Origin of the sequence: Ralstonia sp. Ralssp110, from assembly GCF_047325135.1 — a bacterium.
GTDB lineage: Bacteria > Pseudomonadota > Gammaproteobacteria > Burkholderiales > Burkholderiaceae > Ralstonia > Ralstonia mojiangensis.
Window position 1 is genome coordinate 915796 of record NZ_CP168609.1, and the last position, 23339, is coordinate 939134.

At 64.2% G+C, this 23339-nt stretch carries 22 protein-coding genes; 9 read left to right on the forward strand and 13 right to left on the reverse strand.

Features of this window, described 5'->3' with window-relative positions; translation table 11 throughout:
* Nucleotides 1-61 precede the first annotated feature (61 nt).
* Complete coding sequence (locus tag ACEN9T_RS04780; RefSeq protein ID WP_413705647.1) at nucleotides 62-1594, forward strand: aldehyde dehydrogenase family protein; 1533 nt, start codon at nucleotides 62-64, stop codon at nucleotides 1592-1594.
* Between the two features lie 72 nt (nucleotides 1595-1666).
* On the opposite strand, the gene ACEN9T_RS04785 is transcribed toward ACEN9T_RS04780, so the two are convergent.
* Nucleotides 1667-2932, reverse strand: coding sequence for a serine hydrolase domain-containing protein (locus ACEN9T_RS04785; protein WP_413705648.1), 1266 nt, complete (start codon nucleotides 2930-2932; stop codon nucleotides 1667-1669).
* Nucleotides 2933-3115: 183 nt separating this feature from the next.
* On the opposite strand from ACEN9T_RS04785, the gene ACEN9T_RS04790 reads away from it, so the two are divergent.
* The gene (locus ACEN9T_RS04790; protein ID WP_413705649.1) at nucleotides 3116-4033 is read left to right on the forward strand and encodes a LysR substrate-binding domain-containing protein; all 918 of its coding nucleotides are present in this window, start codon (nucleotides 3116-3118) and stop codon (nucleotides 4031-4033) included.
* A gap of 13 nt (nucleotides 4034-4046) precedes the next feature.
* Here ACEN9T_RS04790 and ACEN9T_RS04795 read toward each other — a convergent pair whose 3' ends face one another.
* The gene (locus tag ACEN9T_RS04795) at nucleotides 4047-4955 is read right to left on the reverse strand and encodes an alpha/beta fold hydrolase (RefSeq protein WP_413705650.1); all 909 of its coding nucleotides are present in this window, start codon (nucleotides 4953-4955) and stop codon (nucleotides 4047-4049) included.
* A 173-nt stretch (nucleotides 4956-5128) separates the two neighbouring features.
* On the reverse strand, nucleotides 5129-6199 hold the full coding sequence (locus tag ACEN9T_RS04800) for an NAD(P)H-dependent flavin oxidoreductase (protein WP_413705651.1): 1071 nt from the start codon (nucleotides 6197-6199) through the stop codon (nucleotides 5129-5131).
* 148 nt (nucleotides 6200-6347) lie between these two features.
* Between ACEN9T_RS04800 and ACEN9T_RS04805 the strand changes: the two genes are divergently transcribed.
* Together ACEN9T_RS04805 and ACEN9T_RS04810 are read left to right on the forward strand one after the other, a co-directional pair.
* A complete protein-coding gene (locus ACEN9T_RS04805) occupies nucleotides 6348-6929 on the forward strand; it encodes a CGNR zinc finger domain-containing protein (RefSeq protein ID WP_413705652.1) in 582 nt (193 codons plus the stop codon).
* A gap of 116 nt (nucleotides 6930-7045) precedes the next feature.
* The gene (locus ACEN9T_RS04810; protein WP_413705653.1) at nucleotides 7046-7816 is read left to right on the forward strand and encodes an SDR family NAD(P)-dependent oxidoreductase; all 771 of its coding nucleotides are present in this window, start codon (nucleotides 7046-7048) and stop codon (nucleotides 7814-7816) included.
* Nucleotides 7817-8141: 325 nt separating this feature from the next.
* Here ACEN9T_RS04810 and ACEN9T_RS04815 read toward each other — a convergent pair whose 3' ends face one another.
* From ACEN9T_RS04815 to ACEN9T_RS04835, 5 genes are all read right to left on the reverse strand, one after another.
* On the reverse strand, nucleotides 8142-9578 hold the full coding sequence (locus ACEN9T_RS04815) for a M20/M25/M40 family metallo-hydrolase (protein WP_413705654.1): 1437 nt from the start codon (nucleotides 9576-9578) through the stop codon (nucleotides 8142-8144).
* A gap of 191 nt (nucleotides 9579-9769) precedes the next feature.
* A complete protein-coding gene (locus ACEN9T_RS04820; RefSeq protein WP_413705655.1) occupies nucleotides 9770-11317 on the reverse strand; it encodes a methyl-accepting chemotaxis protein in 1548 nt (515 codons plus the stop codon).
* Between the two features lie 141 nt (nucleotides 11318-11458).
* Nucleotides 11459-11950: a GNAT family N-acetyltransferase gene (locus ACEN9T_RS04825; RefSeq protein WP_413705656.1), complete on the reverse strand. Its 492-nt coding sequence runs from the start codon at nucleotides 11948-11950 to the stop codon at nucleotides 11459-11461.
* Between the two features lie 2 nt (nucleotides 11951-11952).
* On the reverse strand, nucleotides 11953-13359 hold the full coding sequence (locus tag ACEN9T_RS04830) for an alkaline phosphatase family protein (protein WP_413705657.1): 1407 nt from the start codon (nucleotides 13357-13359) through the stop codon (nucleotides 11953-11955).
* A 107-nt stretch (nucleotides 13360-13466) separates the two neighbouring features.
* Nucleotides 13467-14726, reverse strand: coding sequence for an MFS transporter (locus tag ACEN9T_RS04835; RefSeq protein WP_413705658.1), 1260 nt, complete (start codon nucleotides 14724-14726; stop codon nucleotides 13467-13469).
* A gap of 89 nt (nucleotides 14727-14815) precedes the next feature.
* Here ACEN9T_RS04835 and ACEN9T_RS04840 point away from each other — a divergent pair, with 89 nt between their 5' ends.
* The 3 genes from ACEN9T_RS04840 (at nucleotide 14816) to ACEN9T_RS04850 (ending at nucleotide 17418) form a co-directional block, all read left to right on the forward strand.
* Nucleotides 14816-15787: a GlxA family transcriptional regulator gene (locus ACEN9T_RS04840; protein ID WP_413705659.1), complete on the forward strand. Its 972-nt coding sequence runs from the start codon at nucleotides 14816-14818 to the stop codon at nucleotides 15785-15787.
* A gap of 64 nt (nucleotides 15788-15851) precedes the next feature.
* Nucleotides 15852-16517: a glutathione S-transferase gene (locus ACEN9T_RS04845; RefSeq protein WP_413705660.1), complete on the forward strand. Its 666-nt coding sequence runs from the start codon at nucleotides 15852-15854 to the stop codon at nucleotides 16515-16517.
* Nucleotides 16518-16557: 40 nt separating this feature from the next.
* Entirely contained in the window at nucleotides 16558-17418 is an 861-nt protein-coding gene (locus ACEN9T_RS04850) for a class I SAM-dependent methyltransferase (protein WP_413705661.1), read from the forward strand.
* A gap of 12 nt (nucleotides 17419-17430) precedes the next feature.
* Here the strand turns inward: ACEN9T_RS04850 and ACEN9T_RS04855 are convergent, their stop codons facing one another.
* The 5 genes from ACEN9T_RS04855 to ACEN9T_RS04875 form a co-directional block, all read right to left on the reverse strand.
* Nucleotides 17431-17763, reverse strand: coding sequence for a hypothetical protein (locus tag ACEN9T_RS04855; RefSeq protein ID WP_024977499.1), 333 nt, complete (start codon nucleotides 17761-17763; stop codon nucleotides 17431-17433).
* 118 nt (nucleotides 17764-17881) lie between these two features.
* Complete coding sequence (locus ACEN9T_RS04860) at nucleotides 17882-18247, reverse strand: response regulator (RefSeq protein WP_024977498.1); 366 nt, start codon at nucleotides 18245-18247, stop codon at nucleotides 17882-17884.
* A 29-nt stretch (nucleotides 18248-18276) separates the two neighbouring features.
* The gene (locus ACEN9T_RS04865) at nucleotides 18277-18810 is read right to left on the reverse strand and encodes a hypothetical protein (RefSeq protein WP_413705662.1); all 534 of its coding nucleotides are present in this window, start codon (nucleotides 18808-18810) and stop codon (nucleotides 18277-18279) included.
* A gap of 11 nt (nucleotides 18811-18821) precedes the next feature.
* Nucleotides 18822-19538, reverse strand: coding sequence for a methyl-accepting chemotaxis protein (locus tag ACEN9T_RS04870; protein ID WP_092970991.1), 717 nt, complete (start codon nucleotides 19536-19538; stop codon nucleotides 18822-18824).
* Nucleotides 19538-21922, reverse strand: a complete 2385-nt coding sequence (locus ACEN9T_RS04875; protein WP_413705663.1) for a HAMP domain-containing protein — start codon at nucleotides 21920-21922, stop codon at nucleotides 19538-19540. The genes ACEN9T_RS04870 and ACEN9T_RS04875 overlap by 1 nt, the downstream gene beginning before the upstream one ends.
* A gap of 461 nt (nucleotides 21923-22383) precedes the next feature.
* On the opposite strand from ACEN9T_RS04875, the gene ACEN9T_RS04880 reads away from it, so the two are divergent.
* A complete protein-coding gene (locus ACEN9T_RS04880) occupies nucleotides 22384-22779 on the forward strand; it encodes a DUF1801 domain-containing protein (RefSeq protein ID WP_092970989.1) in 396 nt (131 codons plus the stop codon).
* A gap of 77 nt (nucleotides 22780-22856) precedes the next feature.
* Nucleotides 22857-23189, forward strand: coding sequence for a DUF2322 family protein (locus tag ACEN9T_RS04885; RefSeq protein ID WP_092970988.1), 333 nt, complete (start codon nucleotides 22857-22859; stop codon nucleotides 23187-23189).
* Nucleotides 23190-23339: the final 150 nt, after the last annotated feature.

Below are 23339 nucleotides of genomic sequence, written 5' to 3' on the forward strand. Positions count from 1 at the left end.
CGCATCACCGCATCGCAACAGTTTTTCGATTGAACACGAGAGAAGAGCAAGGATTCACGCCATGTCAGATTCACGAACACGATTGCAGACCGTACTGAAGGCCCTCGGCCTGGACCTGAAGGCCTATGAAGGCACGGACTGGACGAGCCGCGCCCCGCGCGATGGCACGGTCTTGGCGACCGTGAAATCGCATACCGCCAGCGAGGCCGAGGCTGCCATCCAGAGCGCGCATCAGGCGTATCTGGCGTGGCGCGTCGTGCCGGCACCCGTGCGCGGAGAGCTGGTGCGCCGCCTGGGCGAAGTGCTGCGCACGCACAAGGCGGCACTGGGTGAACTGGTGTCGCTGGAGGCCGGCAAGATCACCTCCGAGGGGCTGGGCGAAGTGCAGGAGATGATCGACATCTGCGACTTCGCTGTCGGCCTGTCGCGGCAACTGCATGGCCTGACCATCGCCAGCGAGCGCCCTGGGCACCGCATGATGGAAACGTGGCATCCGATGGGCGTGGTGGGCATCATTTCGGCGTTCAACTTTCCGGTGGCGGTGTGGTCGTGGAACGCCGCGCTCGCCCTGGTGTGCGGCAACGCCATCGTGTGGAAGCCGTCGGAGAAAACGCCGCTCACGGCCATCGCCTGCCAGCACCTGATGCAGCAGGTTGTCGACGCGTTCAACGCAGAGAAGCCGGGGGCCATTCCTGCCGGGCTGAGCCAGCTGCTGATCGGCGGGCGCGACGTGGGCGAAGCGCTGGTCGCCAGCCACCTTGTGCCCGTGGTCAGCGCCACGGGCTCGACGCGCATGGGCCGCCAGGTGGGCGTGAAGGTGGCCGAGCGCTTCGGCCGCTCGATCCTGGAGCTGGGCGGCAACAACGCGATGATCGTCACGCCATCGGCGGATCTGGAATTGGCGGCGCGCGCCATCACGTTTGCCGCCGTCGGCACGGCGGGCCAACGCTGCACGTCGCTGCGACGTTTGATCGTGCATCGCTCGGTGGCCGATACGCTGCTGGCCCGTCTGGAAAAGATCTACCAGAGCATTGCGATTGGTGACCCTCTGGCTGACGGCACGCTGGTCGGCCCGTTGATCGACCAGGCCGCCTTCGACGGCATGCAGCAGGCACTGGCGCAGGCCCGCGCCGAAGGTGGCGAAGTGCTGGGCGGCGAGCGCGTACGCGAAGACCTGGGCACCGACGCCTGGTACGTGCGCCCCGCGCTGGTCAAGATGCCGAAGCCGACGAAGGTGATGGAAAGCGAGACCTTCGCGCCCATCCTCTATGTCGTGACGTATGACGGCGACACCGAACAGGCCATCGCCATCCAGAACGGCGTGCCGCAGGGCCTGTCGTCTGCCATCTTCACGGCAAACCTGAACGATGCCGAGCGCTTCATGTCGTCGGCGGGCAGCGATTGCGGCATCGCCAATATCAACATCGGCACATCGGGCGCCGAAATCGGCGGGGCATTTGGCGGCGAGAAGGAAACCGGCGGCGGGCGGGAATCGGGTTCGGACGCATGGAAGGGCTACATGCGCCGCGCCACCAACACCGTCAACTACAGCGGCGCGCTGCCGTTGGCGCAGGGCGTCCGGTTCGACGTTTGATCGGCGCTTGAGCGACGTGATGATCAGGGCGGTGGCGCAGCATGCTCCGCCGCCTTGATGGTCAACGCGTGCTCAACGCGCCGGACCACCCACATCCGTGATCGCGCTATAGACAAGCGTGCGCAATTGCCGACGCACTGGGTAGGCAGACGACGGCAGGACCTGCGTCAGGAACAGGCCGATCAGATCCTCCTGCGGGTCCACCCAGAAGAAGGTGCCGGCCGCGCCGCCCCAGAAGAAATCGCCCGTGCTGCCGGGAATCAACGTGGCCGCCTGGGAGATCGTGGTCGCAAAGCCCAGCCCGAATCCCACGCCGTCATAAGCTGCCTCGCTGAACATCGAAGGCGACGACAGGCTCGACATGTCGCGCCCGCCCGGCAGATGGTTGGCCGTCATCAGCGCCAGCGTTTTCGGCCCCAGCAGGCGTACGCCATCCAACTCGCCGCCCTGCAGCAACATGCGTGAGAAGCGCAGGTAATCCGCCGCGGTGGAAACCAAACCACCGCCGCCGGAAATGAAGCTGGGTGGTTTCAGGTATGGGCTGGCGCGCGGATCGTCCTGCAAGACCGGCCCACGATCGGACACCGCCTTCGATCCCATCGCCCCCACGGCGTAGCACGCACAGAAGCGCGAGGCCTTCTCTTCCGGCACGTGAAACGCCGTATCGACCATGCCCAGCGGGTCGAAAATCCGCTCCTTCAGGAACGTCTCGAATGGGATGCCGCTGATCTTGCCGACCAGGTAGCCGAGCACATCGGTGGAAACGGAGTAGTTCCACGCCTCGCCCGGAGAGAACTCCAGCGGCACGCCGGCCAGCTTTTCGATCATCTCGTCGAGCGTGCCATCGGTAGCAATATCGCCCAGCTTCAGCCGGCGGTACGCCGCGTCGACATTCGTGTTCTGGTGGAAGCCATAGGTCAGCCCGGAGGTGTGGCGCAGCAGGTCGACCATGCGCATGGGGCGTTTGACCGGGCGCGACTGGAAGCCCTCCATGAAGCCGCCGGCGTGCACGCCCAGGTTCGCCCATGCGGGGATGAACTTGCTGACCGGATCGTCCAGCGCAACCTTGCATTCCTCCACCAGCATCATGAACGCCACCGATGTGATGGGCTTGGTCATCGAGTAGATGCGGAAAAGCGAGTCTTCGGCCAGCGGCACCTGGCGCTCGCGGTCGGCCAGGCCCAGCACGGAGTTCAAGGCCAGTTCGCCGCGCCGCCACACCTGGACGAGCGCGCCGGGCAGCTTGCCCGTCGCAATGTAAGCGTCATCGATGAAGTGCTCGACCCGTGCGAGCCGATCGCGGGACATCCCCTGCGTTTGCGTGCCTTGCCTGTCCATGCCGTCTCCTTGCATTGATGCCCGCGCGAGGGCGCAGGCGTGCCAGACTCCGAACCGGTCTGCGCGGTATTCCGACGCGCGCAGCCCCGCCCAGCGACACTGTACAGCGCTGATCCATTGCCCGCGACAATGCCCGGCCCGCGCCTATGCTTCAATGCGGTTCGACCGCAACCCAGTACCAACATGAAGCGCTTCGACGACCTTTACCTCTTCACGCGCGTAGTGGAAGCCGGGGGCTTTTCCGCTGCCGAGCGCGCCACGGGCATCCCCAAGTCACGTCTGAGCCGGCGCATTGCCGAGCTGGAGGTGCAGCTCGGCACGCGGCTGCTGCAACGCTCAAGCCATCGCGTATCGGTCACGCCCGTGGGCGAAGCGGTCTATCGGCACGCGCGCGACATGGCCGATGCGTCGGCGGCCATTGAAGCACTGGCTGGGGCGGCACGCAGCGAACCGGCCGGCGTGCTGCGCGTCGGCACATCGCCGTTGCTGGCGGAAACACTGGTGGCAGGTTGGCTGGCCGAATTTGCCGATGCGCATCCGAAGCTGCGCATCGAGCTGGACCTGTCCAACACCTACGTCGACCTGATCGAGCAGCGCATTGACGTGGCGATCCGCGCGGCCACGGGGCCACTGCCCTCGCGCGATGTGGTGGCGCGGCATCTGGCTATCTCGCCGCGCGTGCTGGTCGGCAGCCCCGTGTTGGTTGCCCGTGTAGGAGAACCGGAGACGCCCGCCGCGCTGGAAGACTTTCCGTGCCTGGGACAGGGCTCGCTCACACGCAGCCGCGATTGGGTGCTGCAGGATGCGCGCGGCCATCGGCTGGCGCTACCGCTTCGCCCGCGCTTTGCCAGCGACAACATCATCGCCCTGCGCGAAGCGGCCATTGCCGGGCTCGGCTTGGCCATCCTGCCGCTGCACTGCTGTCATGCGGCGCTCGGCAGCGGCCGCCTGCGCACGGTGCTGCCCGGCTGGACGCCCGAGCCGGCCGACCTGCACGCGCTCTATCCATCGCGTGCCGGCGTACCGCCTTCGGTGAAGGCGCTGGTGGCGTTCCTGCGCGAGCGCTTTGCTGCGGAATCCACCATGCAACCGCTGGCTTGAACCGCAGGTTCCGCTACTTCACCACGCGGCCAAGAAAGTCGAGCATGCGTCGGCCAATTTCCGTGTGGTGCGTCTCCAGCGCAAAGTGGCCGCTGTCGACAAAGTGCACCTCTGCATCTGGCAGGTCACGCTTGAAGGCCTCTGCGCCGGGCGGAATGAAGATGGTGTCATTGCGACCCCACACCGCGAGCAGCGGCGGCCGATGCGCGCGGAAATACGCATGCAGCGCCGGATACAGCGCCACATTGCTCGCGTAATCCAGGAACAGATCCATCTGGATGTCGAGCTGGCCCGGACGGCTCAGAAAATACTGGTCGAGCAGGTAGCCATCCGGCGCCACGCGCGTCGGGTCCGGCACGCCATCCAGGTATTGCCACTGCGTCATCTCATCCGAAACGATCGCATGCAACTCACGGCGATGCGCTTGGTCCGGGTTGCTCCAATAAGCCTTGACTGGCGCCCACGGCCCCTCGCCCAGGCCTTCCTCATAACCGTTGCCGTTCTGCGTGACGATGGCGCTGATCCGCTCCGGATGCGCCATCGCCAGACGCCAGCCGACCGGCGCGCCGTAGTCAAACACGTAGATTGCGTAACGCGACAGGCCGATCGCTTGCGTAAAGCCGTCTACCACGCGCGCCAGGTTGTCGAACGTGTAGCGGAAGCCGCTTGGCACCTGCGTCAGGCCAAAACCGGGAAAGTCCGGCGCCACCACGTGATAGCGCGCGGCCAACTGAGGGATCAGGTTGCGGAACATATGCGACGCGCTGGGAAAGCCGTGCAGCAACAGCACGGTGGGCGCATCGGCTGGGCCAGCCTCCCGATAGAACACGCGCACACCTTCGACATCCACCGTGCGGTGGCGCACAGCACTGGGGGCATACGCATCGACAACCAGATCAGCGGTTCGGGCAGGGGCGTTCATGGCAAGGCTCCGGATGGGTTTCGGGAAACAGCAGTGAAGCCATCGTAACCTTTGAAATTACATTTCACAAGTTACATAAAATTTTCCCATCGCTCGCATGCCGATTTGTGATGCCAAATAAAACGGGCACGCCGTCTGGCGTGCCCGCGCGGGAAGCGATGCAGCAGAAAAACTCAGGTGAGCCGTTCGAGCGCCTGGGCGGCAATGCGCCGCGTGATGGTTTCTGCCGATTCTTCCGTGGCCAGCCGGCCGGCCTGTCCCGACCACAGGTTGATGAAATCGCCCGAGCCGGTCGGTTCGGTCTTGGCGCGCAGCGGCGCCAAAGCACCGCCGGCCGTGGGGAAGGCCGGGGCAAACGCACTCATCGGGCCAATCTCACGCATCAGCCGGTTGACGATGCCACGCGCCGGGCGGCCGGTGAACAGGTTGGTGAGCGCGGTGTCGGCGTCCGTTGCCTGCTTGAGCGCCGCGCGATGAATGGCCGATGTCTTGGCCTCCGGCGACAACATATAGGCCGTGCCGATCTGCACCGCCGATGCCCCCAGCGCCAACGCCGCCACCACACCGCGCGCATCGCCAATGCCGCCCGCTGCAATGATGGGCACCTTCACCGCATCCGCCACCTGCGGCACCAGCGCGAACGTGCCGACCTGCGATTCGATCGTCTTGGCGAGGAACATGCCACGATGGCCGCCCGCCTCGTTGCCCATGGCGATGATGGCGTCTACGCCGCGCGCTTCCAGCCAGCGCGCCTCTTCCACCGTGGTGGCAGCGGAGATGACCTTCGCCCCCGTAGCCTTTACGCGGGCCTGCAATTCCGGCGAGGGCAGGCCGAAGTGGAAACTCACCACTTCCGGCTTCAATTCCTCCACCAGCGCGCAGGTCGCTTCGTCGAACGGCGCGCGGTTGACGGCTGGCGCTTGCGCGTTCAAGTCGATACCGAACTCTGCGTAGTACGGTGCCAGATGGGCGCGCCATTTGGCATCGCGCTCGGGATCTGACTGTGGCGGCGTGTGGCAGAAGAAGTTCAGGTTGATGGGTCCACGCACGGCCGCCCGGAACTGCTCGACTTGCTGACGGATCTGCTCGACGCTGAGCATCGCGCACGGCAGCGAACCGAGGCCCCCTCCCCGCGCCACGGCAATCGCCAGCTCCACGCCAGCCACCCCCGCCATCGGCCCCAGTACGATGGGCACTTCGATGTTGAACAACTCCAGCACGCGTGCATCGGGCCATGCGCTCATGATCGTCTCCGGCGAGTTACTTGGATGAGACATGGTAATGCGGCGCGCTTTTCATCGGACTGACCCGTTGAAACACGCGTGCAATGAGTAACCTGCATAGCCAATTAAATCGGTTACAATTCAATCCACCGCCTTTTTGAAAGCCGCCATGCCCGCACCCGCTGCTGCCACCGATGCGCCCCTGCTGATCGCCGACGACCCTGTGCTGGACATGCTCAACACCGTGGCCAACGTCAACGGCCAGCCCCACGATTTCTGGCAAAACGACGTCGATGTCTCCGATTGGCTGGTGCGCGCCGGCTGGCTCGTCGAGCCCGTGGCAGGTCGCTATCCACCCGGCGTGCTGCTGGCCGTGGCGCGGCACCTTCGCGAGGTGATTCGCACCTTGGTGGAGGCGCGCAAGTCGGGCCGTGCAGCCAGCGCCGATGCGCTCAACGTGTTCCTGCGGCAGGCGCCAAGCCATCCCATGTTGGTCTGGGAAAACGGCCCCCCCCGCGTCGAGCGCCTGCGCCCAACCGATTCAGTTGAGCAGTGTCTGGCACCGCTGGCCGAAGCCGCCGCGCATCTGCTCGCCGAGGGCGATTTCCAGCTCGTGCGCGTGTGCGAACACCCGGAATGCACGCTGTGGTTTTACGACCGCACCAAGTCGCACAAGCGCCGCTGGTGCAGCATGGCTGTCTGCGGCAACCGGCACAAGGTGGCGGAATACCGCAAACGCCAGCAGGGCTGATCGCAGCTCGGTCGTTCCAATGCTGGAACGCCGCGTCGCGGCCGAACGGGCTGCGCACAAGCCCGCTCGTTCGTAACCTGTTCTCCCGAAACATCGCACCCATTCAGGAGAACAGCATGTCCGCAACTCAAACCACCCCGTCCACGCCCCAACGCCTGGCAGGCCGCACCGCTATCGTCACCGGGGGCTCGCGCGGCATTGGCGCTGCCGTGGCGCATCGACTGGCCGCCGACGGCGCACGCGTGGCCGTGGTCTATCGAAGCAACGCCGCAGAGGCCGACGCCGTGGTCAACAGCATTCGCGGCACCGGCGCGCAAGCCATTGCCGTGCAGGCCGACGTGGGCGATGCCGTATCCGTTAACGCGATGGTGAGCACCGTGCGCGAGACCTTCGGCGCCATCGACATCCTCGTGAACAATGCGGGCATCCTGGAAAGCCAGCCGGTGGGCAGCATCGATCTCGCATCGTTCGACGCGCAGTTCCGGACCAATGCCTTCTCGACGATTCTCGTCACGCAAGCGGTGCTGCCACATGTGCCGGCTCGCGGCGGGCATATCGTGAACGTGTCTTCCAGCCTGGTGTACCGGCCCCGCGCAGGGCTGGCGGTGTATGCGGCAAGCAAGGCCGCGGTCAGCGCCCTCACCCACGCGTTTGCCATAGAACTGGGCCCGCGCAACATCACCGTCAACGCCGTGGCCCCCGCCCTCACGCGCACCGACATGACCGCGCCGATTCCCGATGAGGTGAAAGCACGCATGCGCGAATCGACACCGATGGGACGCCTGGCCGAACCCGATGACATCGCCGACGCCATCGCCTTCCTGGCCTCGGACGACGCCCGCTGGATCACCGGCCGCACCTTGATGACCGACGGCGGCTTCATCTGAGAAAGTAACCACCCAAAACGTGTGCAACGCCGCCAACTCCGGCACGCAGAGGGTGTGGCCGTACCCTGCCCTAGATGGCGCCTTGGATTCTTGTCGCGGGGAGGAAAAAGAGGGGAGGCTGTCTGAGCGCAGCGAGTTTGCCTCCCCTCCCTCCCCGTGACACAAATACAAGGGGAAGTCGCCATCTCGGGCGCGCCTTTCTTTGCTTACCTTTCTTTGGCAAGACAAAGAAAGTAAGTCGGCCTCGCCAGGGGCCGAAACCCAACAGAAAACCAGCACCAACAAGCCGCGCCCGAATACAAATACAAGCGCAGCACCCAACACCTCACTCAGCCAGTTGCTTCACAAGCCGATAAAGAAACTCCCGCCCGTCATACAACCGCGCAATCTCGATACGCTCATCCAGACCATGCGTGCGCAAATCAGCCGGCTCGGTAAACAACCCCGACACGCCATACATGGGAATGCCCGCATTGCGCATGAACCGGCTGTCCGTCGCCCCCGTGCTCATCGCCGGAATCACCGGCACATTCCACATCTGCTGCGTCAGCGCCTCCACCGTCTTCACCAAGTCGCCATTGAGCGGCGACGCGGGGCTTGCAAGCGGCTTGTTGACGTAGCGCACGCTGATCTTTTCGTTGCCGATCACCTGCTTCAACTGACGATCGATATCGGCCGGATCATCGTGCGGCAGGATGCGGCAATTGATGGTGGCCTTGGCCGATTGCGGCAGCGCGTTCTCGGCATGGCCGGCATTGACCATCGTGGCCACGCAGGTGGTGCGCAACTGCGCGTTGTAGAACGGAATGGCCGAAAGCCGATCGATTGCAGCCTGGTCCGGCTTGCCGGTGCCCACCGAGCGCATGTCGTCCGCCAGTTGCCCCGTGGCCAGCGGCGCGCTGCGTGCGAAGTAAGTCTGCGTCACGTCGGCCAGCTTGACCGGAAACTGATACGCCCCCAACCGATCCAGCGCGGCTGACAACGCATAGATCGGGTTCGTCTTTGTCGGCACCGAACTGTGTCCGCCCACGTCGCGCACTTCCAGCTCGTACGTCGTGTACATCTTCTCGGCCACCTGAATGCGGTGGAGCACCGGCTTGCCGTTGCGCAGCTCGCCGCCACCGCCTTCATTGATACCGAATTCGGCTTTCACCAGCTCCGGCTTGTTGTTGACGATCCAGTACGCGCCGTTGGTCGGCACATCGCCGCGCTCCTCGTCGGTGGTCAATGCGAGGATGATGTCGCGCGACGGTTTGAAGCCTTCCTGCTTGAGCTGCCCCAGCACCGACACAAAGGCCGAGGCCATCGCCTTGTCGTCGATCGCGCCGCGCGCCGTGAAATAGCCGTCAGTCTCTTGCAGCTTGAAGGGGTCGGTCTTCCAGTCTTCGCGCTTGGCTTCCACCACGTCAATGTGGGCAAGCAGCAGCATCGGCTTCTTGGCACCGGTGCCCTTGAAGCGCAGCACAAGGTTGCCCTTCTTCGGGAACGGCTCAAGCACCTGCATGTCGGCAGAGGCAAAACCCGCATCGCGCAGGCGCCTTTCCATCGCATGCGCGGCCTTGGTCGTGTCACCTGCCGAATGCGTCGTGTTGATCTCGACCAGCTCTTTGTAGATATCGTGATAGCGCTGCTGCTCGGGCGTGAGCGTGGTGGGCGCGGGCTTGCTGGCGGGGATGGTCTGTGCGAACGCGCCGGCGCTGCATGCCAACACAGCTGCAGACACCAAGGCGCGAACGGGAACACGACGACACTGGAAACGCATGACACCTCCGGATAATCGTTATGTGAACCGGCTCATGGCTCTTCGCGAGCGGCTCGAGGGGCGGAGCAAGGCCATGAGCGGCTTCTGAGTGCACCGCATAAAACAAGGCGGGGCCGACCCGAAGGCCGACCCCGCAGTGTAGCGCCGCGGCAGCCATTTCGCTGCCAGGGCAACCCATCAGGAAGCGTGCTTTACATCGCCACGCGGAACACCGCCACAGCGCGGCGCAACTCGTCCGCCTGTTCTTCCAGTGCCTGGGCAGCGGCAGCGGCTTCTTCCACCAGTGCGGCGTTCTGCTGCGTCACGTCATCCATCTGCGTGACGGCTTCGTTGATCTGCTCGATGCCGGTGCTTTGCTCAGCCGAGCCCGCGCTGATCTCGCCCATGATGTCGGTCACGCGCTTCACGGCCACGACGATCTCTTCCATCGTCTTGCCGGCACGTGCCACCAGCGTCGAGCCGGATTCCACACGCGTGGCCGAGTCTTCGATCAGCGATTTGATTTCCTTGGCAGCACCTGCGCTGCGCTGTGCCAGCGTGCGCACTTCGCCGGCCACCACGGCAAAACCGCGGCCCTGTTCGCCGGCACGCGCCGCTTCCACCGCAGCGTTGAGCGCCAGGATGTTGGTCTGGAACGCAATGCCTTCGATCACGGCGATGATGTCGGTGATCTTGCGCGACGATTCGCTGATCTCGCCCATGGTCGTCACCACGTCCTGCACCACGGCACCGCCCTGCACGGCAATCTCGGAGGCGTTGACGGCCAGCGTGCTCGCCTGGCGCGCGTTGTCGGCATTCTGCTTCACAATGCTCGTCAGCTCTTCCATGCTCGATGCGGTTTCCTCCAGCGAGCTGGCCTGCTCTTCCGTGCGCTGCGACAGATTGGTGTTGCCTGCTGCAATCTGCTGCGTGGCCGATGCGATCGACTCGCTGCCGCGACGCACCGTCACCACGGTCTCCTTCAGCTTGGCTTGCATCTGCTGCAGGCCTTCCATCAGCAGGCCCATCTCGTCACGCGAGTGGATGCGAACGTCGGTGGTCAGGTTGCCGCCCGAAATCTCATGGAAGTGCACGAGCATCTCTGCGAGCGGGCGCGAAATGGCGCGCGAGAGCACGAAATAGCAACCGGCCGCCAGCACCAGCCCGATGGCAATCACGATACCGAAGGTCCACAGCAGCCCGTTGAAGAACGACTGCGATGCCGCGTAGGCAACCGAGGACACTTCTTCTTGGATCGCATTCAAGCGATCGGACTGTTCCGCATAGGCGCGGAACTGCGTCGGGATTTTTTCCAGCGCCAGCACGCGCGCGGCATCCTTGTCACCACGCCGCAGCGCATCGATTGCGCCGCCGATCCCATCCTTGATGATGAGGCTGCGCTGCTTCCCGGCCTCGCCCGCAATGCGCTCTTCCTCCGGCGTCGAGAACGGCAGGGCCAGATAGTCTTTCCACGCCTTCTCGCTGTTTTGAATCTGCATTGCGACGCGGCCGAGTGCGTCCGCGCTCTTGGCGGTATCAGGATCGAAGATGGCGCGGTCCAGCGCGGTGCGTGCTTGCGCAAGCTTGGATTCGGCCTGCCCCAGCGCGCGCGTGGACGGAAGGTTATTGGAGAAGGTTTCCTTGAGCGCCGCGTTGGAGCGCAGGTTACCGACCAGCCCCAGCGCGCCGACGCCCGTCAGGAATACAGCCAGAACAAATAGCACCAGCGCCAGCCGTGCCTTGATGGAGAGCGTCTTCATATCTGTCGCGCGAAGTTGGGGGAGCGTGAAGTCGTTCCTCTGAGGGAACTGAATTCAACGAAACTAACGACAGATCCTCAATAATCTTTAACTACATTCCGAGGGTTTGCCCGAAGAACAAAGCCCCATGCGACTCTTGGCTCACGCTTGCGTCCGCTCCATCAACGCGTTATCCAGCGGAACACCGCGCACCGTCACCGTTTGGCGTACGACCACACGAAAACCATTGCAGGCAAAGAACGGCTCGGCGCTCAAGCTCACGTGGGCTTGCACACGCGGCACGTCGCGCTGCGCTGCCAACCCGAGAATGTGGCTCATGAGTTGTTGGCCGATGCCTCTTCGCGCATGCGCGGCCGATACGAAGAAGTGATCGATATAGCCGTTTGCCTGCAAATCGGCATAAGCGACGGGCTGCCCGTCGACTTCCGCCACGAACGGCTGGATGCGGCGGATGCGCTCATTCCACTGGGCGACGTCGTAGTCGGTCGGCGCCCAGGCTTCGCATTGTTCGGGCGTGTATCGGCGGGCGGCGATGCCGTGCACTGCAGAACGAAAGACGGCGTGCAGGAGCGGCTCGTCGCCGGGTCTGAAAGCGCGTATGACGACGGGCGGGTGCTGAAGTGGCGCGTTCATGATCATTGCCCCGCGTGCGGCAGATCCATCGATGCCAGCACGTCCTTGATGTGCTGCGCCGCCTGCTGGGCATTCTGCGCGGCGGGCACGGGCGGTTGCTGATCGGTCGACAAGTTGCGCACGTGGTCGTCAATGCTGATACCGGTGCCCAGCGGGGCCAGCATCGCCGCCGATTCGTGCATGGCCCATTGGAAGTCATTGAGCGGCGCGTTGCGGGCGGCCTGCAAACCAGCGGGGTTCGCTGCCATGGCGCGGGCGGCGACTGGGTCGCGGTTATCGTCCGGCGCACTCAATTCCAAGACCTGCCCCAGGTCGGGTGCGCTGGCATCGCGGGCAGTGAGCGGCGTCCGGATGTTGTAGCGCATGCGCAGCGTCTTGATGATGGCGGTGTGGTCGTACGGCTGCGCCACGGTCGAGCGGAAGATGGTGCCTTTGGGAATCCACGGTGACACCACCACCGCCGGCACGCGCACGCCCAGCCTGTCGAACGCGAAAAGCTGCCCCGGTTGCGGCGGGCTGGGCGGCACCACGGCGGGCGGCGGCACGTGGTCGAAACAGCCACCGTGCTCGTCGAAGGTGATGACGAGCATGGTCTGATGCCACTGCGGCGAACTGCGCAGCGCGTTGTACACCTGCGCGACGAGCGCATCGCCGTAGCCGACGTCGTGCGGCGGGTGCATATCGTTGGGCCAATCGACATCAGCAAAGTAGCGCGGCTCGATAAAGGTGTACGAGGGCAACTTGCCGCTGGACGCATCGTCGAGAAAATCGTCGAACAGGTGAAAGTGGTCCAGATGCAGCCACAGCCGCGTCAGCGTGAGCGAGTGCGCGAAGTCGTGGTAATAAACCGCCCAATCGTCGGGCACCACGCCGTCAAGCGCGTTGAACAGCGTCGGCATGAGATACGGAAAGTGCACCGGCGAGTTGTTCGGATAACCGTGCGCGGTGCCGGTGTGCACGAAAAACCGGTTGGGCCACGTCTGGCACGGCGCCGAGGCAAACCACGCATCGCACACGGCGTAGTTGCGCGCCAGCGTGCTGAGTGCAGGCACCTGGTCCGACGTGAAGAAATGCATGATGTCGCGCGGGTCACCACCGTTCTTGGCGTAGTTGGTGGTGAAACCCTGCATGGTGGGCGTCTGCCCCAGCGGCATCTGCTGGCCGAAGAGCTGCTGGTTGATGTCGGTGAACAGCTCGCCCGGGTCGGGATTGGGCAGCGTCATCACGTTGGGCGGCGCAGGCGTCGTCCATACGCGGATCGGCTGACCGCCGCCGTCGGGATTGGTCTCTTCGCCCGACAGGCCGTCGAACTCCGCGCTCTTTGAATACAGCGTGCCGAACAGGTTGTCGAACGACCGGTTCTCCAACATCAGCACGACTACGTGCTCGATTACATCCAGGCCTGCCATGGTGGCCCCCTCGTTTCGTTTTCGTTGCTTCGTTTTGCGGGCCCGCGCGGGGCGGCGCCCTGCGGGTCACTATAGGAAGAAACGAGGGGGATTGGCGTTACGCGCGTCTACGGACGTACCGCCGGCAGCACACGCCACGCAATCAGCGCGCTGCCCGCCGCCATCAGCCACACCACGGGCCATGACGACCACGCCAGCACCTGCGGCAGGCACAGCGACGTGAGACCGAGCGCCGCAAACGCGCCCGTGTTGCCCAGACCCAGCGCCGTGCCGGCACGCTGCGCACCGGCCAAGGTGGCCAGTTCGGTATAGCCCACGCCATGCCACGCCGATACGCAGATGCCGCCCGCCACCACGGCCGCCACCAGCGCGATGCGCATGACCGACAGATCGATCGACAGCGCCGACGTCATCCACGCCACCCCGGCCAGCACCGCAAACAGCGCGGCGCTCGACCGCGCGCAGGTAAGCAGATAGGCGCGGCGATTGCCGTGACGGTCGGTCCAGCGGCCGCTCCACACGCGCATGACGGCCGCCCCGCCCTGCACCGCTGCCATGGTCAGGCTGAGCGTGAGCACATTGGCGTGCGCAAAGTCGCGCAGGAACACCGTGGCAAAAGCGACGACCGCGCCTTGCGGCACGCACAGCAGCCCAATGGCCAAGGCCATGCGCAACAGCGTTGGATCGCGCAACGGACCCGTACCGCCAGGCGCCGCAGTGTGTGCAACTGCATTCACCGTGTCCGGTGCGTCATGCACCCACAGCCACGTCAGCGCCGCAGTCAACGCACACGCCGCCGCCAGTACCCCATACACGGCGGCAAACCCGGCATGCGCGGCCAGGCTCGGCAGCACGAGGGCACCAATGCCGCCGCCCAGCGGTACGGCGGTCTGGCGGATGCTCATGGCCAATCCGCGCTCGCCTTCGCGAAACCAGCCCATGACGGCGCGGCCGCTCGATCCATTCACGCTGCCGCCCAGCAGGCCGACGCTCAGCATGCCGCCCACCAGCCACGCCAGCGGCGGCACGTTTCCATGCAGCGGCACCACGCAACATGCCATCACGAACAGCGCCAGCGCGGTCAGCCCCAGCCCCGTCAGCAGCACCGCGCGGTCGCCCCAGCGGTCGGTCAGCAAGCCCCACGGCAATTCGCTGATAGCGATGCCCAGTCCCAACGCGCCCAGTGCCACGCCCAGTTCGGCATTGCCCAGGTGATACGCCGAGCGAATGAACACGGCCGTTGTCGGGATGCCTGAGAACGCTGCCGAAAAGCTCGCATTGGCCGCCACCCCCACACCCAGCACCTTCCAGCGGTGATGGCGCGACATGGGCGTCGAAGTGGCCGGTAAGCACATCGCGGTTGTCATGATCGTTTCTCCAGAAATGCGTTTGACAGCAGCAGTCTGGCGGAGCAACATCAGGCCCAAATGACGTTAATCCCTCATTTCAAGACATCATGCGCAGAATCGGCTTTTTGGTGTTTCCGGGCTGCAGCCTGCTCGATTTCACTGGCCCGCTGACGGCCTTTGACGTGGCGAACCGGCTCGCACCACAGCCGGCATATCGCATCGACGTGCTGTCCGAAAGCGGCACGCTGGTGCAAAGCGCGCCCGGCCTCGTCATGCAGACGCAGGGCCTGGACGATCCCGCCTTCGATACGTTGATCATCTCGGGCGGCAACGGCCCGCGCGAAGACGCGTTTTCGCCGCGGCTGATCACCTTCGTACGGGAAGCGGCAGAGCACTCGCGGCGCATGACGAGCGTGTGTTCCGGCGCGTTTGCGCTGGCGGCGGCGGGCCTGCTCGATGGGCGCCGCGCAACCACGCACTGGCGCATGGCGGCGCTGCTGCAGCGGCGCTATCCGCGCGTGCAGGTGCAGAGCGACCACATCTTCATTCACGACGGGCCGGTCTGGACGTCGGCCGGCATCTCGTCGGGCATCGACCTGGGGCTGGCGCTCATTGAGGAAGACCTGGGCGTCGACGTATCGCGCGCCGTGGCCCGCGAGCTGGTGGTCTACCACCGGCGGCCCGGCGGGCAATCGCAGTTCTCGACCTTGCTGGAGCTGGACCCGGCATCGAGCCGCATTGCACGTGCCCTGGGCTATGCGCGCGAGCACCTGCATGAAGCGCTGGACGTCGACCGCCTGGCCGAAGTCGCCCACCTGAGCCGCCGCCAGTTCGATCGCGCCTTCGTGGCCGAGACCGGCCAGACGCCGGCCAAGGCCATCGAAAAGCTCCGTGCAGAAATCGCCCGGCCGCGCGTGGAAGCCGGTGATGAATCGCTGGAACAGGTCGCGCGCGCCGTGGGCTTTGCCGATCCGGAACGCATGCGGCGCGCGTTCATCCGCGTGTTCGGGCAGCCGCCGCAATCGGTGCGGCGCTCCGGGCGGTCAGGACGATCAGTGCACTCACGCCTGATGGCCTAACGCGCCGCGCCCATGAATCCGCTACCCTGGCGCGCCTGAAATCCGTAGCCTCGAATTCGCACCGATGTCCGACAATCAAGACTTGCCCCTGCTCTACAGCTATCGCCGCTGCCCCTACGCCATGCGTGCGCGCCTGGCGATGCTGCAAGCCAATCGGCGCTTCCAGACGTTTGAGATCATCATGCGTGACAAGCCTACCGAACTCCTGGCGCTGTCCCCGAAAGGCACCGTTCCTGTCTTGCACCTGACAGACGGCGACGTGCTGGAAGAGAGCCTCGACATCATGCGCTGGGCCTTCGAGGCACGCGACCCCGAAGGCTGGTGGAGCCGCGCGCAATCCGCCGACAACCTCGCCCTGCTGCGCACCAACGACGGGGAGTTCAAACGCCAGCTCGATCGCTACAAATACCCCGACCGCTATCCGCAAGAGACCGCTCCGCGCGAGACAGCCCGTGCCCGGGCAACAGAAACCCTGCTGATACCACTGGAATCACGCTTGCTGGATCAACGCTATCTTGGCGGCTCGACACCGTGCGCGACCGATCTGGCGATCTTCCCGTTCGTGCGGCAGTTTGCAGCGGTGGAGCCGGACTGGTTTGCCGGTCAGCCTTTGCCGGCGGTGCAGGCCTGGCTTGCCGAGTGGCTCAGCAGCCGCCTGTTCGAGGTCTGCATGACAAAACAGCCCGTACAGGCCGTTGCCGTATTTCCCGAGTATCAGCATCCGAATTGATCAATTGATCGACCGATCCATCGATGAAGGCGTGTGTGCGATGAACGAACCGCAAACTGCATCCCCCGACAGCACTGCAGCGCGCGTCGCGTTGTGGCGCGCCTTGCATGTGCACAGCGATGCACCGCCGCATGTGCTGGAAGACGAGGTAGGCCTGAAGTTGCTGGCCCCGGAACCCGGCTGGCAACAACGCGGCGACATGGATCCGCAGTTCACACGTCCGTTTCGCGCGTCCATTGTGGCGCGCGCACGTTTTATCGAAGACCTCGTCATCGAACAAGCGGGCCGTGGCTTGAGCCAGTACGTGATTCTGGGGGCGGGATTGGACAGCTTTGCACAACGCCGGCCCGAGGTGGCATCGCGCATGACAGTGTTTGAGGTCGATCAGCCGGAGCCGCAGGCCTGGAAGCGGCAGCGCCTGGAAGCGCTGGGCTTCGGCGTTCCGCATTGGCTGCGCTTCGTTCCGGTGGATTTTGAGGCACGCGAATCCTGGCAGGATGCGCTGGTCGCGGCCGGGTTTGATACGGGCAGGCCGGCCATTGTGGTGTCCACGGGCGTGAGCATGTATCTGTCAAAGGCAGCGAATGCGGCCACGCTGCGGCAGGTGGCGTCGCTTGCGCCGGGTTCGATGCTCGCGATGACGTTCCTGCTGCCGCTGGAGATGGCAGACCCGGACGTCCGGCCCGGCCTTGAGATGGCGGAGAAAGGTGCACGCGCGAGCGGCACGCCGTTCATCAGCTTCTTCACGCCGCCCGAAATACTCGCGCTGGCCCGCGAAAACGGCTTTCGCGACGCCCAGCACATTTCGGCAGACATGTTGACGGAGCGCTATTTTGCAGGCCGCGCCGACGGCCTGCACCCCCCGCGCAATGCCGAAGAGCTGCTCTTGGCCACAATCTAGCCGCGCACGCGTCTACCGCTCGCGCAGCGGCCCGGGCAGTGCCTTCAGGCCAATCCACAGCACCCCAATGACTACGTTGACGGGCACGCTCAACGCGCTGGGCACATAGAACAGCACCGACAGGCCCGGCGTGTTGAGCCCCAGTTCCAGCACGCCGCCCAGGGCGTAGAAAAGCAACCCGCACCAGAGCCAGCGCCGCATATAGGCCAGCAGCCAGTGCGCGTGCGCCTGGTTGAAACGCCACGCGGCCGAGCGCTCGAACAGGTTGCCGCGGCTGGCGTCTTTGAACAGCCAGCCGAAGAAGAAGTAGCGGTACAGCAGCGTGCGAAAGGCGAGCTCTTGCATGATGGCTCCCTCGGCCAAACCAACTTCAGGCAAGCAAGTTTGGCTCCAAAATCGCGCGGGCGCCATGCCCTCCAGCGCCGGGTTGATCATGAAGCACCCGGCCGTGCCGCCCCGTCTTTCAGCTTGCCAGCTTCTTGAAGGTCTCCAGCACTGCGTCGCCTTTGAACGGCTTGACGATCCAGCCCTTCACGCCAGCGGCCTTGCCGCGGTCTTTCATGGCAGGGCTGCTTTCGGTGGTGAGCATGATGACGTTGACCGTCTTGTTGCCCAGCTCACCGCGCACCTTTTCGACCATGGTCAGGCCGTCCATGTTGGGCATGTTCACATCACTGATGACGAGTCTGACGCCGGGGTTGGCCTTGATCTTGGCCAGGCCGTCCTTGCCGTCCACGGCGGTGTCCACCGCCAGACCGTGCTTCTTCAGAAAACCGGCCACCTCATCGCGGACGGTGCTTGAATCGTCCACAACCAGAATCTTGCTCATGACGCTTTCCTCGTTCTCAATCTATCCAATCAAAACAATTCCAACTCGCCGCCGGATTCCACCCCATCGCTCACATCGGCCACGAAATCCAGCGGGGCATGGGCACACACGCACACGGTAGCGTCCACACGCACGGTGTCGTTGATGGTGACCGCGTAGGCGGCCACGTAACCGGGCTTGAGCACGTGCAGATACGGCAGGCAGCGTGCGCTCACCACATAAGGCGTGGACATGCCAAGGTCGGGAAACACCTGCAGCAGCTCCTGGTTCAGCGCGCCGCAGCACAGGTTGCCGATCTCCAGACGCGCCTCTTCAAAAGAACGCCCCGTGCCTTCACCAGTGAAGTAGGCGCGCGTGGCGTCGGAGTCATCAAAGCGCAGCACCAGCAAGAGGCGGAATGCGATGGACGAAATGGTGAGGATGAGAGCGTCCTCGCCATTCAGGGTGCCAGCTTCGGCCGCGGTGCTGATATGGCAGGTGTCCTCCGGCTGCCGCGTGAGCCGCGTACGTGCGGCCTTGCGGAAGATGCGCTCGAAACTGTCTTGTGCGTTGCTGCGGATCACGTCGGGCCTGCCTAGTGAAGCTGGTGTTGAAACTGGCTGGCCAGCGCCTCGACGCTCGACAGCGACGCGGTGATCATCTTGCCGCCCGCCTGGATGTCCTGGAACGTGGCGGTGGTAGTCAGATCGTTCAGGTGCAGGCTGTTGCGATAGCTCTTCGACAGTTCTTCCGAACGCGCGGCGAGCGCGCGCACCTCACTGGCCACCACGGCAAAACCCCGGCCCGCCGTGCCCGCACGCGCCGCCTCGATGGATGCATTGAGCGAGACGATCACGACATGCCGCACGATGGATTGCAGCTCCTGGTTCTTCGCGTGCATATCGTGGTTCTGCTCCATGAGCGAGATCATCTGTTCATGCCAGCGCTCGAACGTCAGCGCCAGGCCGCGCAGGCGCGCCGCTTCTTCGGCAATCTGCCCGGCGCGGCTCGCCCACTGCTCCTTCGCGGCTGTGGCCGACTGCAACTCGGTACGCAGGTGCTCGATGACTTCCAGTTGATCGGCAGCAGCGTCACGCATCTGGGCAACGGTGGTTTCCAGTGCGGCAACCTCATGCATGCCCGTTTCCACCCGTGCGGCTTGCCGGCCCAGATCGGCCGACAGATCGGCGATACGGCGATCGGCATCGCCCAAGGTGCGCGCCATCGCATTCACTTTCCGCTGCCGGATCAGCCACATCAGCACGCCAGCGACCAAGCCGCCAGTCATCACGGCCAAAACAATCGACCCCATCACGATGCTTCCTTATCCAGGTCCATGCGCACTGCCCGTTGCGCGCCTAGCTCGGCGTTCACGCTGTCGACCGCAAACCGTTCAGGCAGGCACACCACCGTCTGGAACTGGCGGAACGCCGCGCCCTTGTGATCGTCGGTGAAGCGCAGCTCGATGCGGCCATGCTCGCGCTTGAGGAACTCCAGCACGGCGTCCATGCCGACGCCGCGTCCGGACACTTCTGTCACCTTGTTTGCGGTCGAAAAGCCCGGGCGGAAGATGCACTGCGCGATGTCTTCGTCGGTCGCCTGTTGGTCTGCGCCGATCCAGCCGCGCTCCATGGCGATACTGCGGATGCGGTCAAGCGCCAGGCCACGGCCATCGTCGCACAGCGTGATCTGCAGCATGCCCTGGTCCACACCCACTTCAACGTCGATCGTGCCTGCCGCCGGCTTGCCGTGGGCGATGCGTTCGTCTGCGGGTTCAATGCCGTGGTCGATCGAGTTGCGCAGCAGGTGCATGAACACGTTCTGGAGGATGCCGCGGGCCTCCGTACGCAAGCGGTAGCCGTTGTCGTCGATGCGCACGGCCACAGGCTCCTTGCCCAGTTCCTGCGCCAGCGACGGCAGCGATTGCAGCGCACCGGATAACAGTTCGTCCACCGTTTCGCTGCCCAGGAGGCGCAGCTGCTCATAAATGGAATCGCGCATCGCAACCAGTTCGTGCAGGCTGCATGGGTTGGCCGACTCCAGCAAGCGCAGGCTTTCCTGAATGCGCGCCATCACATCGGGGGCGACTTGCGTGGCATGGCCTGACGCTGCATCGCCCTTGCGGCCCAGCTTCACCTCGTTGATGCGAGCGTAGTTTTCGATGGCCTCGCGCACACGCGTCAGCTCTTCCATCAGCCAGTCCTGATCCCAGGTGTGTTCGGTGTCAGGTTCGCGCAGCGCGTGGTAGGTCTGCTCGGTCTCGTGCACCACGTTGGTCAGATGCTGCAGGTTGTACGTGCGCGCATTACCCTTGATGGTGTGCATGTTGCGAAACAGCGCCGCAATGGCCGCGCTGTCCGCCTGCGAATACTGACGGATGATCCGTTCGTTCTCGTGCACAAAGGTCGTGGAGCTGTCGATGAAGTGCTGGAACTTCTCCTGGCTCACCGCCAGGATCTCGCCAATCATCTCCAGGTTGCGGCGCTGCTCGCTGGCCTCGGCGGCCAGCTTGCGCAGCTCGGTCACATCGCGCACGCACAGCATCAGGCGCAGGATCGTGTCGCTCTCGTCGGTAATGGCCGACCACGACAAATCGAGCGTCTTCGTGCGTCCGTCCGGCATGCGCTTTTCCACCTCGCTCGCAAGCAGATGCTGGTTGAACGCGAAGTTGATGATGTCCTGCCCGAGGCAGGCATCGACCGCCGCTTCCACCTGCGACAGCGCATCGGCGCCAAGGCTGGTATCGGCAAAGATCAGTTCCATCAGCTTGCGGCCGGCGATCTCCTGCGTCTCAAAGATTGATTCGAGGTAGATCGAGTATTCCTCGTGCACCACGCCGCCATCGACCACGGTCAGGATGCCCTGCTGCATGTTCTGCAGCATCGCCTGGATGTCGGCCGTCTTCTGCTTGAGCAGCGCGGCGTTCTCCTGGATCTTCTCGATCATCTGGTTGAACGCGACGACCGAGTGGCCGATCTCGTCCATGCGGCCCACCGGCACACGGCGCGTGAAATCCTGGCTGGTGGCGATCTCGCTCATCTCGGCCTGCATGCGCGTGAGCGGGCGGGTGATCTGGCGATACAGCAGCATGCCGACGGCGGTCAGCAGCACGATGGCCACGCCGCTCACCACGCCAATGGTGGTGGCCGTGCTCGCGAGCTTGCCGTTCAGGCCGGCAATGGCCTCGTCTTTCTCACGGTTTTTCTCGATGCGCAGCGTCTCGACAATCTTTTCCAGCACGTCTCGATAGCTGGCCACGTTGGCAAACAGGAAGGCCTGCGCCAGCTCGTCCTTGCCCGCGAGCTTCATGTCGGTGGTCTGCTGGATGGCCTCGACGTAGCTGTCGACGCTTTCCTTGGCCTGCGCAACCAGGCCTTCCTGCGCGTGGCTGTTGGCGCGCTTGGCCTGCACGTCCAATGCCGCCCGCAGCGCCGCTTCCTTGGTTTTCAGGTCGTCCGAGGCCTGCGCGACGATGTTGCCGTCGGGCGCATACACCAGCACCATCGTCGCAAGTTGCACGTCCTTGACGAGCGATACGAGGTCAGCCGATGCCAGCGCGCTCGGCACCACGCCCTCCGTCACCTGGCGGACCTCCGCCGCGCTGCCGCGGGTCTGGTAGACCGCGTATCCGCCGATGGCCGCCAGCGCGGCAAACATCAGCACCACCAGCAATGTAATGCGATGACGAATGGTCATTTGAAATTCTCTCGATTCAGTCACCCCCTGAAAGAAGGGATGCCTCAATATGTTTTCCTGAACATCGGAGGCGCAATTATTGAAGTCGAAAGATGACCAATCGATGACCGCCACATCGACCATCCGGGCATTGCGGTATTGAATTTCCGTGCGCAGGTATTGCGCCGCATACCCGCGCGGAACTTGGATTCCCGGCGAAATCGTTTGACATCCCTACTCAAGCAGGGGAATTGCACGAAATCGCTAAAGTTATTTTTCTCGTCGCCGTTAACTCACCGCCGTTTTATTTTCTCTTTTATTTCGCAAATTATTTTTCGCACTGATTCCATAAGCAGAAAAAAGGGGTTTGTCAGCTTCCCGGCGCGCAGCCTGATGGGGTATCTCGCCCACCGTTGCCGAGTGGCTACCGGCCGTTGTTCCTGCCAGAATGTTTTGCTTAGGCCCACCACGGAGGCAGACACATGAAGAAAAGCACGCAGGACACCGCCGCACCCGCATCCGAGCTGATCGACGCACGCATTGCAGAGCTGAACGACTGGCGCGGCGAGATGCTCGCCCGCCTGCGCGCCGTCATCCGCGCGGCCGACCCCGACGTTGTAGAGGAATGGAAATGGAGCGTGCCCGTGTGGTCTCACCATGGCTTGATCTGCACCGGCGAGGCCTACAAGCAGACGGTGAAGATGACGTTTGCCAAGGGCGCCTCCGTGCCTGACCCTTCCGGCCTGTTCAATTCCAGCCTGGACGGCAACACGCGCCGCGCCATCGACTTCCGTGAGGGCGACAAGGTGAACGAGAAGGCGTTGAAAGCGCTCATCCAGGCAGCCATCGCGGTGAACAAGGCCGGCGCCAAGCGTTGAAGAACGTGCAAGCTCGCGCGGGTCGGGCCGGAGCCGTTAACATACGGCCCGCCTGATCAACCAACGGAGCAACCGCAGTGATTCAACCGACCAGCGTATTCAAGGACAATCTCGCCCAACTGCCCGCCATTGACGGCATCGAACGCATCGATCTGATCGACGGCCAGGGCGCCGTGGTGGCCGATATCGAAAACAAGCCGGGTAAGCAAGGTTCGGTGGCGGTGTATCACTACCTGCAGCAGACGTTCGGCCAGCTCGATATCAAGGCCGCCGAGCACGGCCTGGCCGTGTTTGCCGAGCACACCATCGACGCACGCAACCGCCCTGGCGCCCACCCGAATGTGGACCGCCTGCTGGCCATCGCGGCGGGTGAGCCGGCCCTGCGCATCAACGTCGTAAAGGCTGGATGACGCATCGCTGATGCACGCGGCAAGTAGCGAGTGAACCACCTCTTCTCTCGCTGCACTGCACACAGCGGCATCTGAAAAGCCGTGCGCCGCGCACGCTGATTGCCAGCCATGGGCACGCGGCGTAGCATGAGGCAGCCCTTCTTCGGGAGC

What these genes read in the sequence shown, in the direction of transcription:
- ACEN9T_RS04810 (WP_413705653.1), top strand. Translation starts at nt 7,046, where the DNA reads ATGTCCGCAACTCAAACCACCCCGTCCACGCCCCAACGCCTGGCAGGC.
- ACEN9T_RS04860 (WP_024977498.1), bottom strand. Translation starts at nt 18,247, where the DNA reads ATGAGCAAGATTCTGGTTGTGGACGATTCAAGCACCGTCCGCGATGAG.
- ACEN9T_RS04795 (WP_413705650.1), bottom strand. Translation starts at nt 4,955, where the DNA reads ATGAACGCCCCTGCCCGAACCGCTGATCTGGTTGTCGATGCGTATGCC.
- ACEN9T_RS04845 (WP_413705660.1), top strand. Translation starts at nt 15,852, where the DNA reads ATGTCCGACAATCAAGACTTGCCCCTGCTCTACAGCTATCGCCGCTGC.
- ACEN9T_RS04850 (WP_413705661.1), top strand. Translation starts at nt 16,558, where the DNA reads ATGAACGAACCGCAAACTGCATCCCCCGACAGCACTGCAGCGCGCGTC.
- ACEN9T_RS04800 (WP_413705651.1), bottom strand. Translation starts at nt 6,199, where the DNA reads ATGAGCGCATGGCCCGATGCACGCGTGCTGGAGTTGTTCAACATCGAA.
- ACEN9T_RS04840 (WP_413705659.1), top strand. Translation starts at nt 14,816, where the DNA reads ATGCGCAGAATCGGCTTTTTGGTGTTTCCGGGCTGCAGCCTGCTCGAT.
- ACEN9T_RS04805 (WP_413705652.1), top strand. Translation starts at nt 6,348, where the DNA reads ATGCCCGCACCCGCTGCTGCCACCGATGCGCCCCTGCTGATCGCCGAC.
- ACEN9T_RS04880 (WP_092970989.1), top strand. Translation starts at nt 22,384, where the DNA reads ATGAAGAAAAGCACGCAGGACACCGCCGCACCCGCATCCGAGCTGATC.
- ACEN9T_RS04780 (WP_413705647.1), top strand. Translation starts at nt 62, where the DNA reads ATGTCAGATTCACGAACACGATTGCAGACCGTACTGAAGGCCCTCGGC.
- ACEN9T_RS04785 (WP_413705648.1), bottom strand. Translation starts at nt 2,932, where the DNA reads ATGGACAGGCAAGGCACGCAAACGCAGGGGATGTCCCGCGATCGGCTC.
- ACEN9T_RS04815 (WP_413705654.1), bottom strand. Translation starts at nt 9,578, where the DNA reads ATGCGTTTCCAGTGTCGTCGTGTTCCCGTTCGCGCCTTGGTGTCTGCA.
- ACEN9T_RS04830 (WP_413705657.1), bottom strand. Translation starts at nt 13,359, where the DNA reads ATGGCAGGCCTGGATGTAATCGAGCACGTAGTCGTGCTGATGTTGGAG.
- ACEN9T_RS04825 (WP_413705656.1), bottom strand. Translation starts at nt 11,950, where the DNA reads ATGAACGCGCCACTTCAGCACCCGCCCGTCGTCATACGCGCTTTCAGA.
- ACEN9T_RS04790 (WP_413705649.1), top strand. Translation starts at nt 3,116, where the DNA reads ATGAAGCGCTTCGACGACCTTTACCTCTTCACGCGCGTAGTGGAAGCC.
- ACEN9T_RS04855 (WP_024977499.1), bottom strand. Translation starts at nt 17,763, where the DNA reads ATGCAAGAGCTCGCCTTTCGCACGCTGCTGTACCGCTACTTCTTCTTC.
- ACEN9T_RS04875 (WP_413705663.1), bottom strand. Translation starts at nt 21,922, where the DNA reads ATGACCATTCGTCATCGCATTACATTGCTGGTGGTGCTGATGTTTGCC.
- ACEN9T_RS04835 (WP_413705658.1), bottom strand. Translation starts at nt 14,726, where the DNA reads ATGACAACCGCGATGTGCTTACCGGCCACTTCGACGCCCATGTCGCGC.
- ACEN9T_RS04820 (WP_413705655.1), bottom strand. Translation starts at nt 11,317, where the DNA reads ATGAAGACGCTCTCCATCAAGGCACGGCTGGCGCTGGTGCTATTTGTT.
- ACEN9T_RS04870 (WP_092970991.1), bottom strand. Translation starts at nt 19,538, where the DNA reads ATGGGGTCGATTGTTTTGGCCGTGATGACTGGCGGCTTGGTCGCTGGC.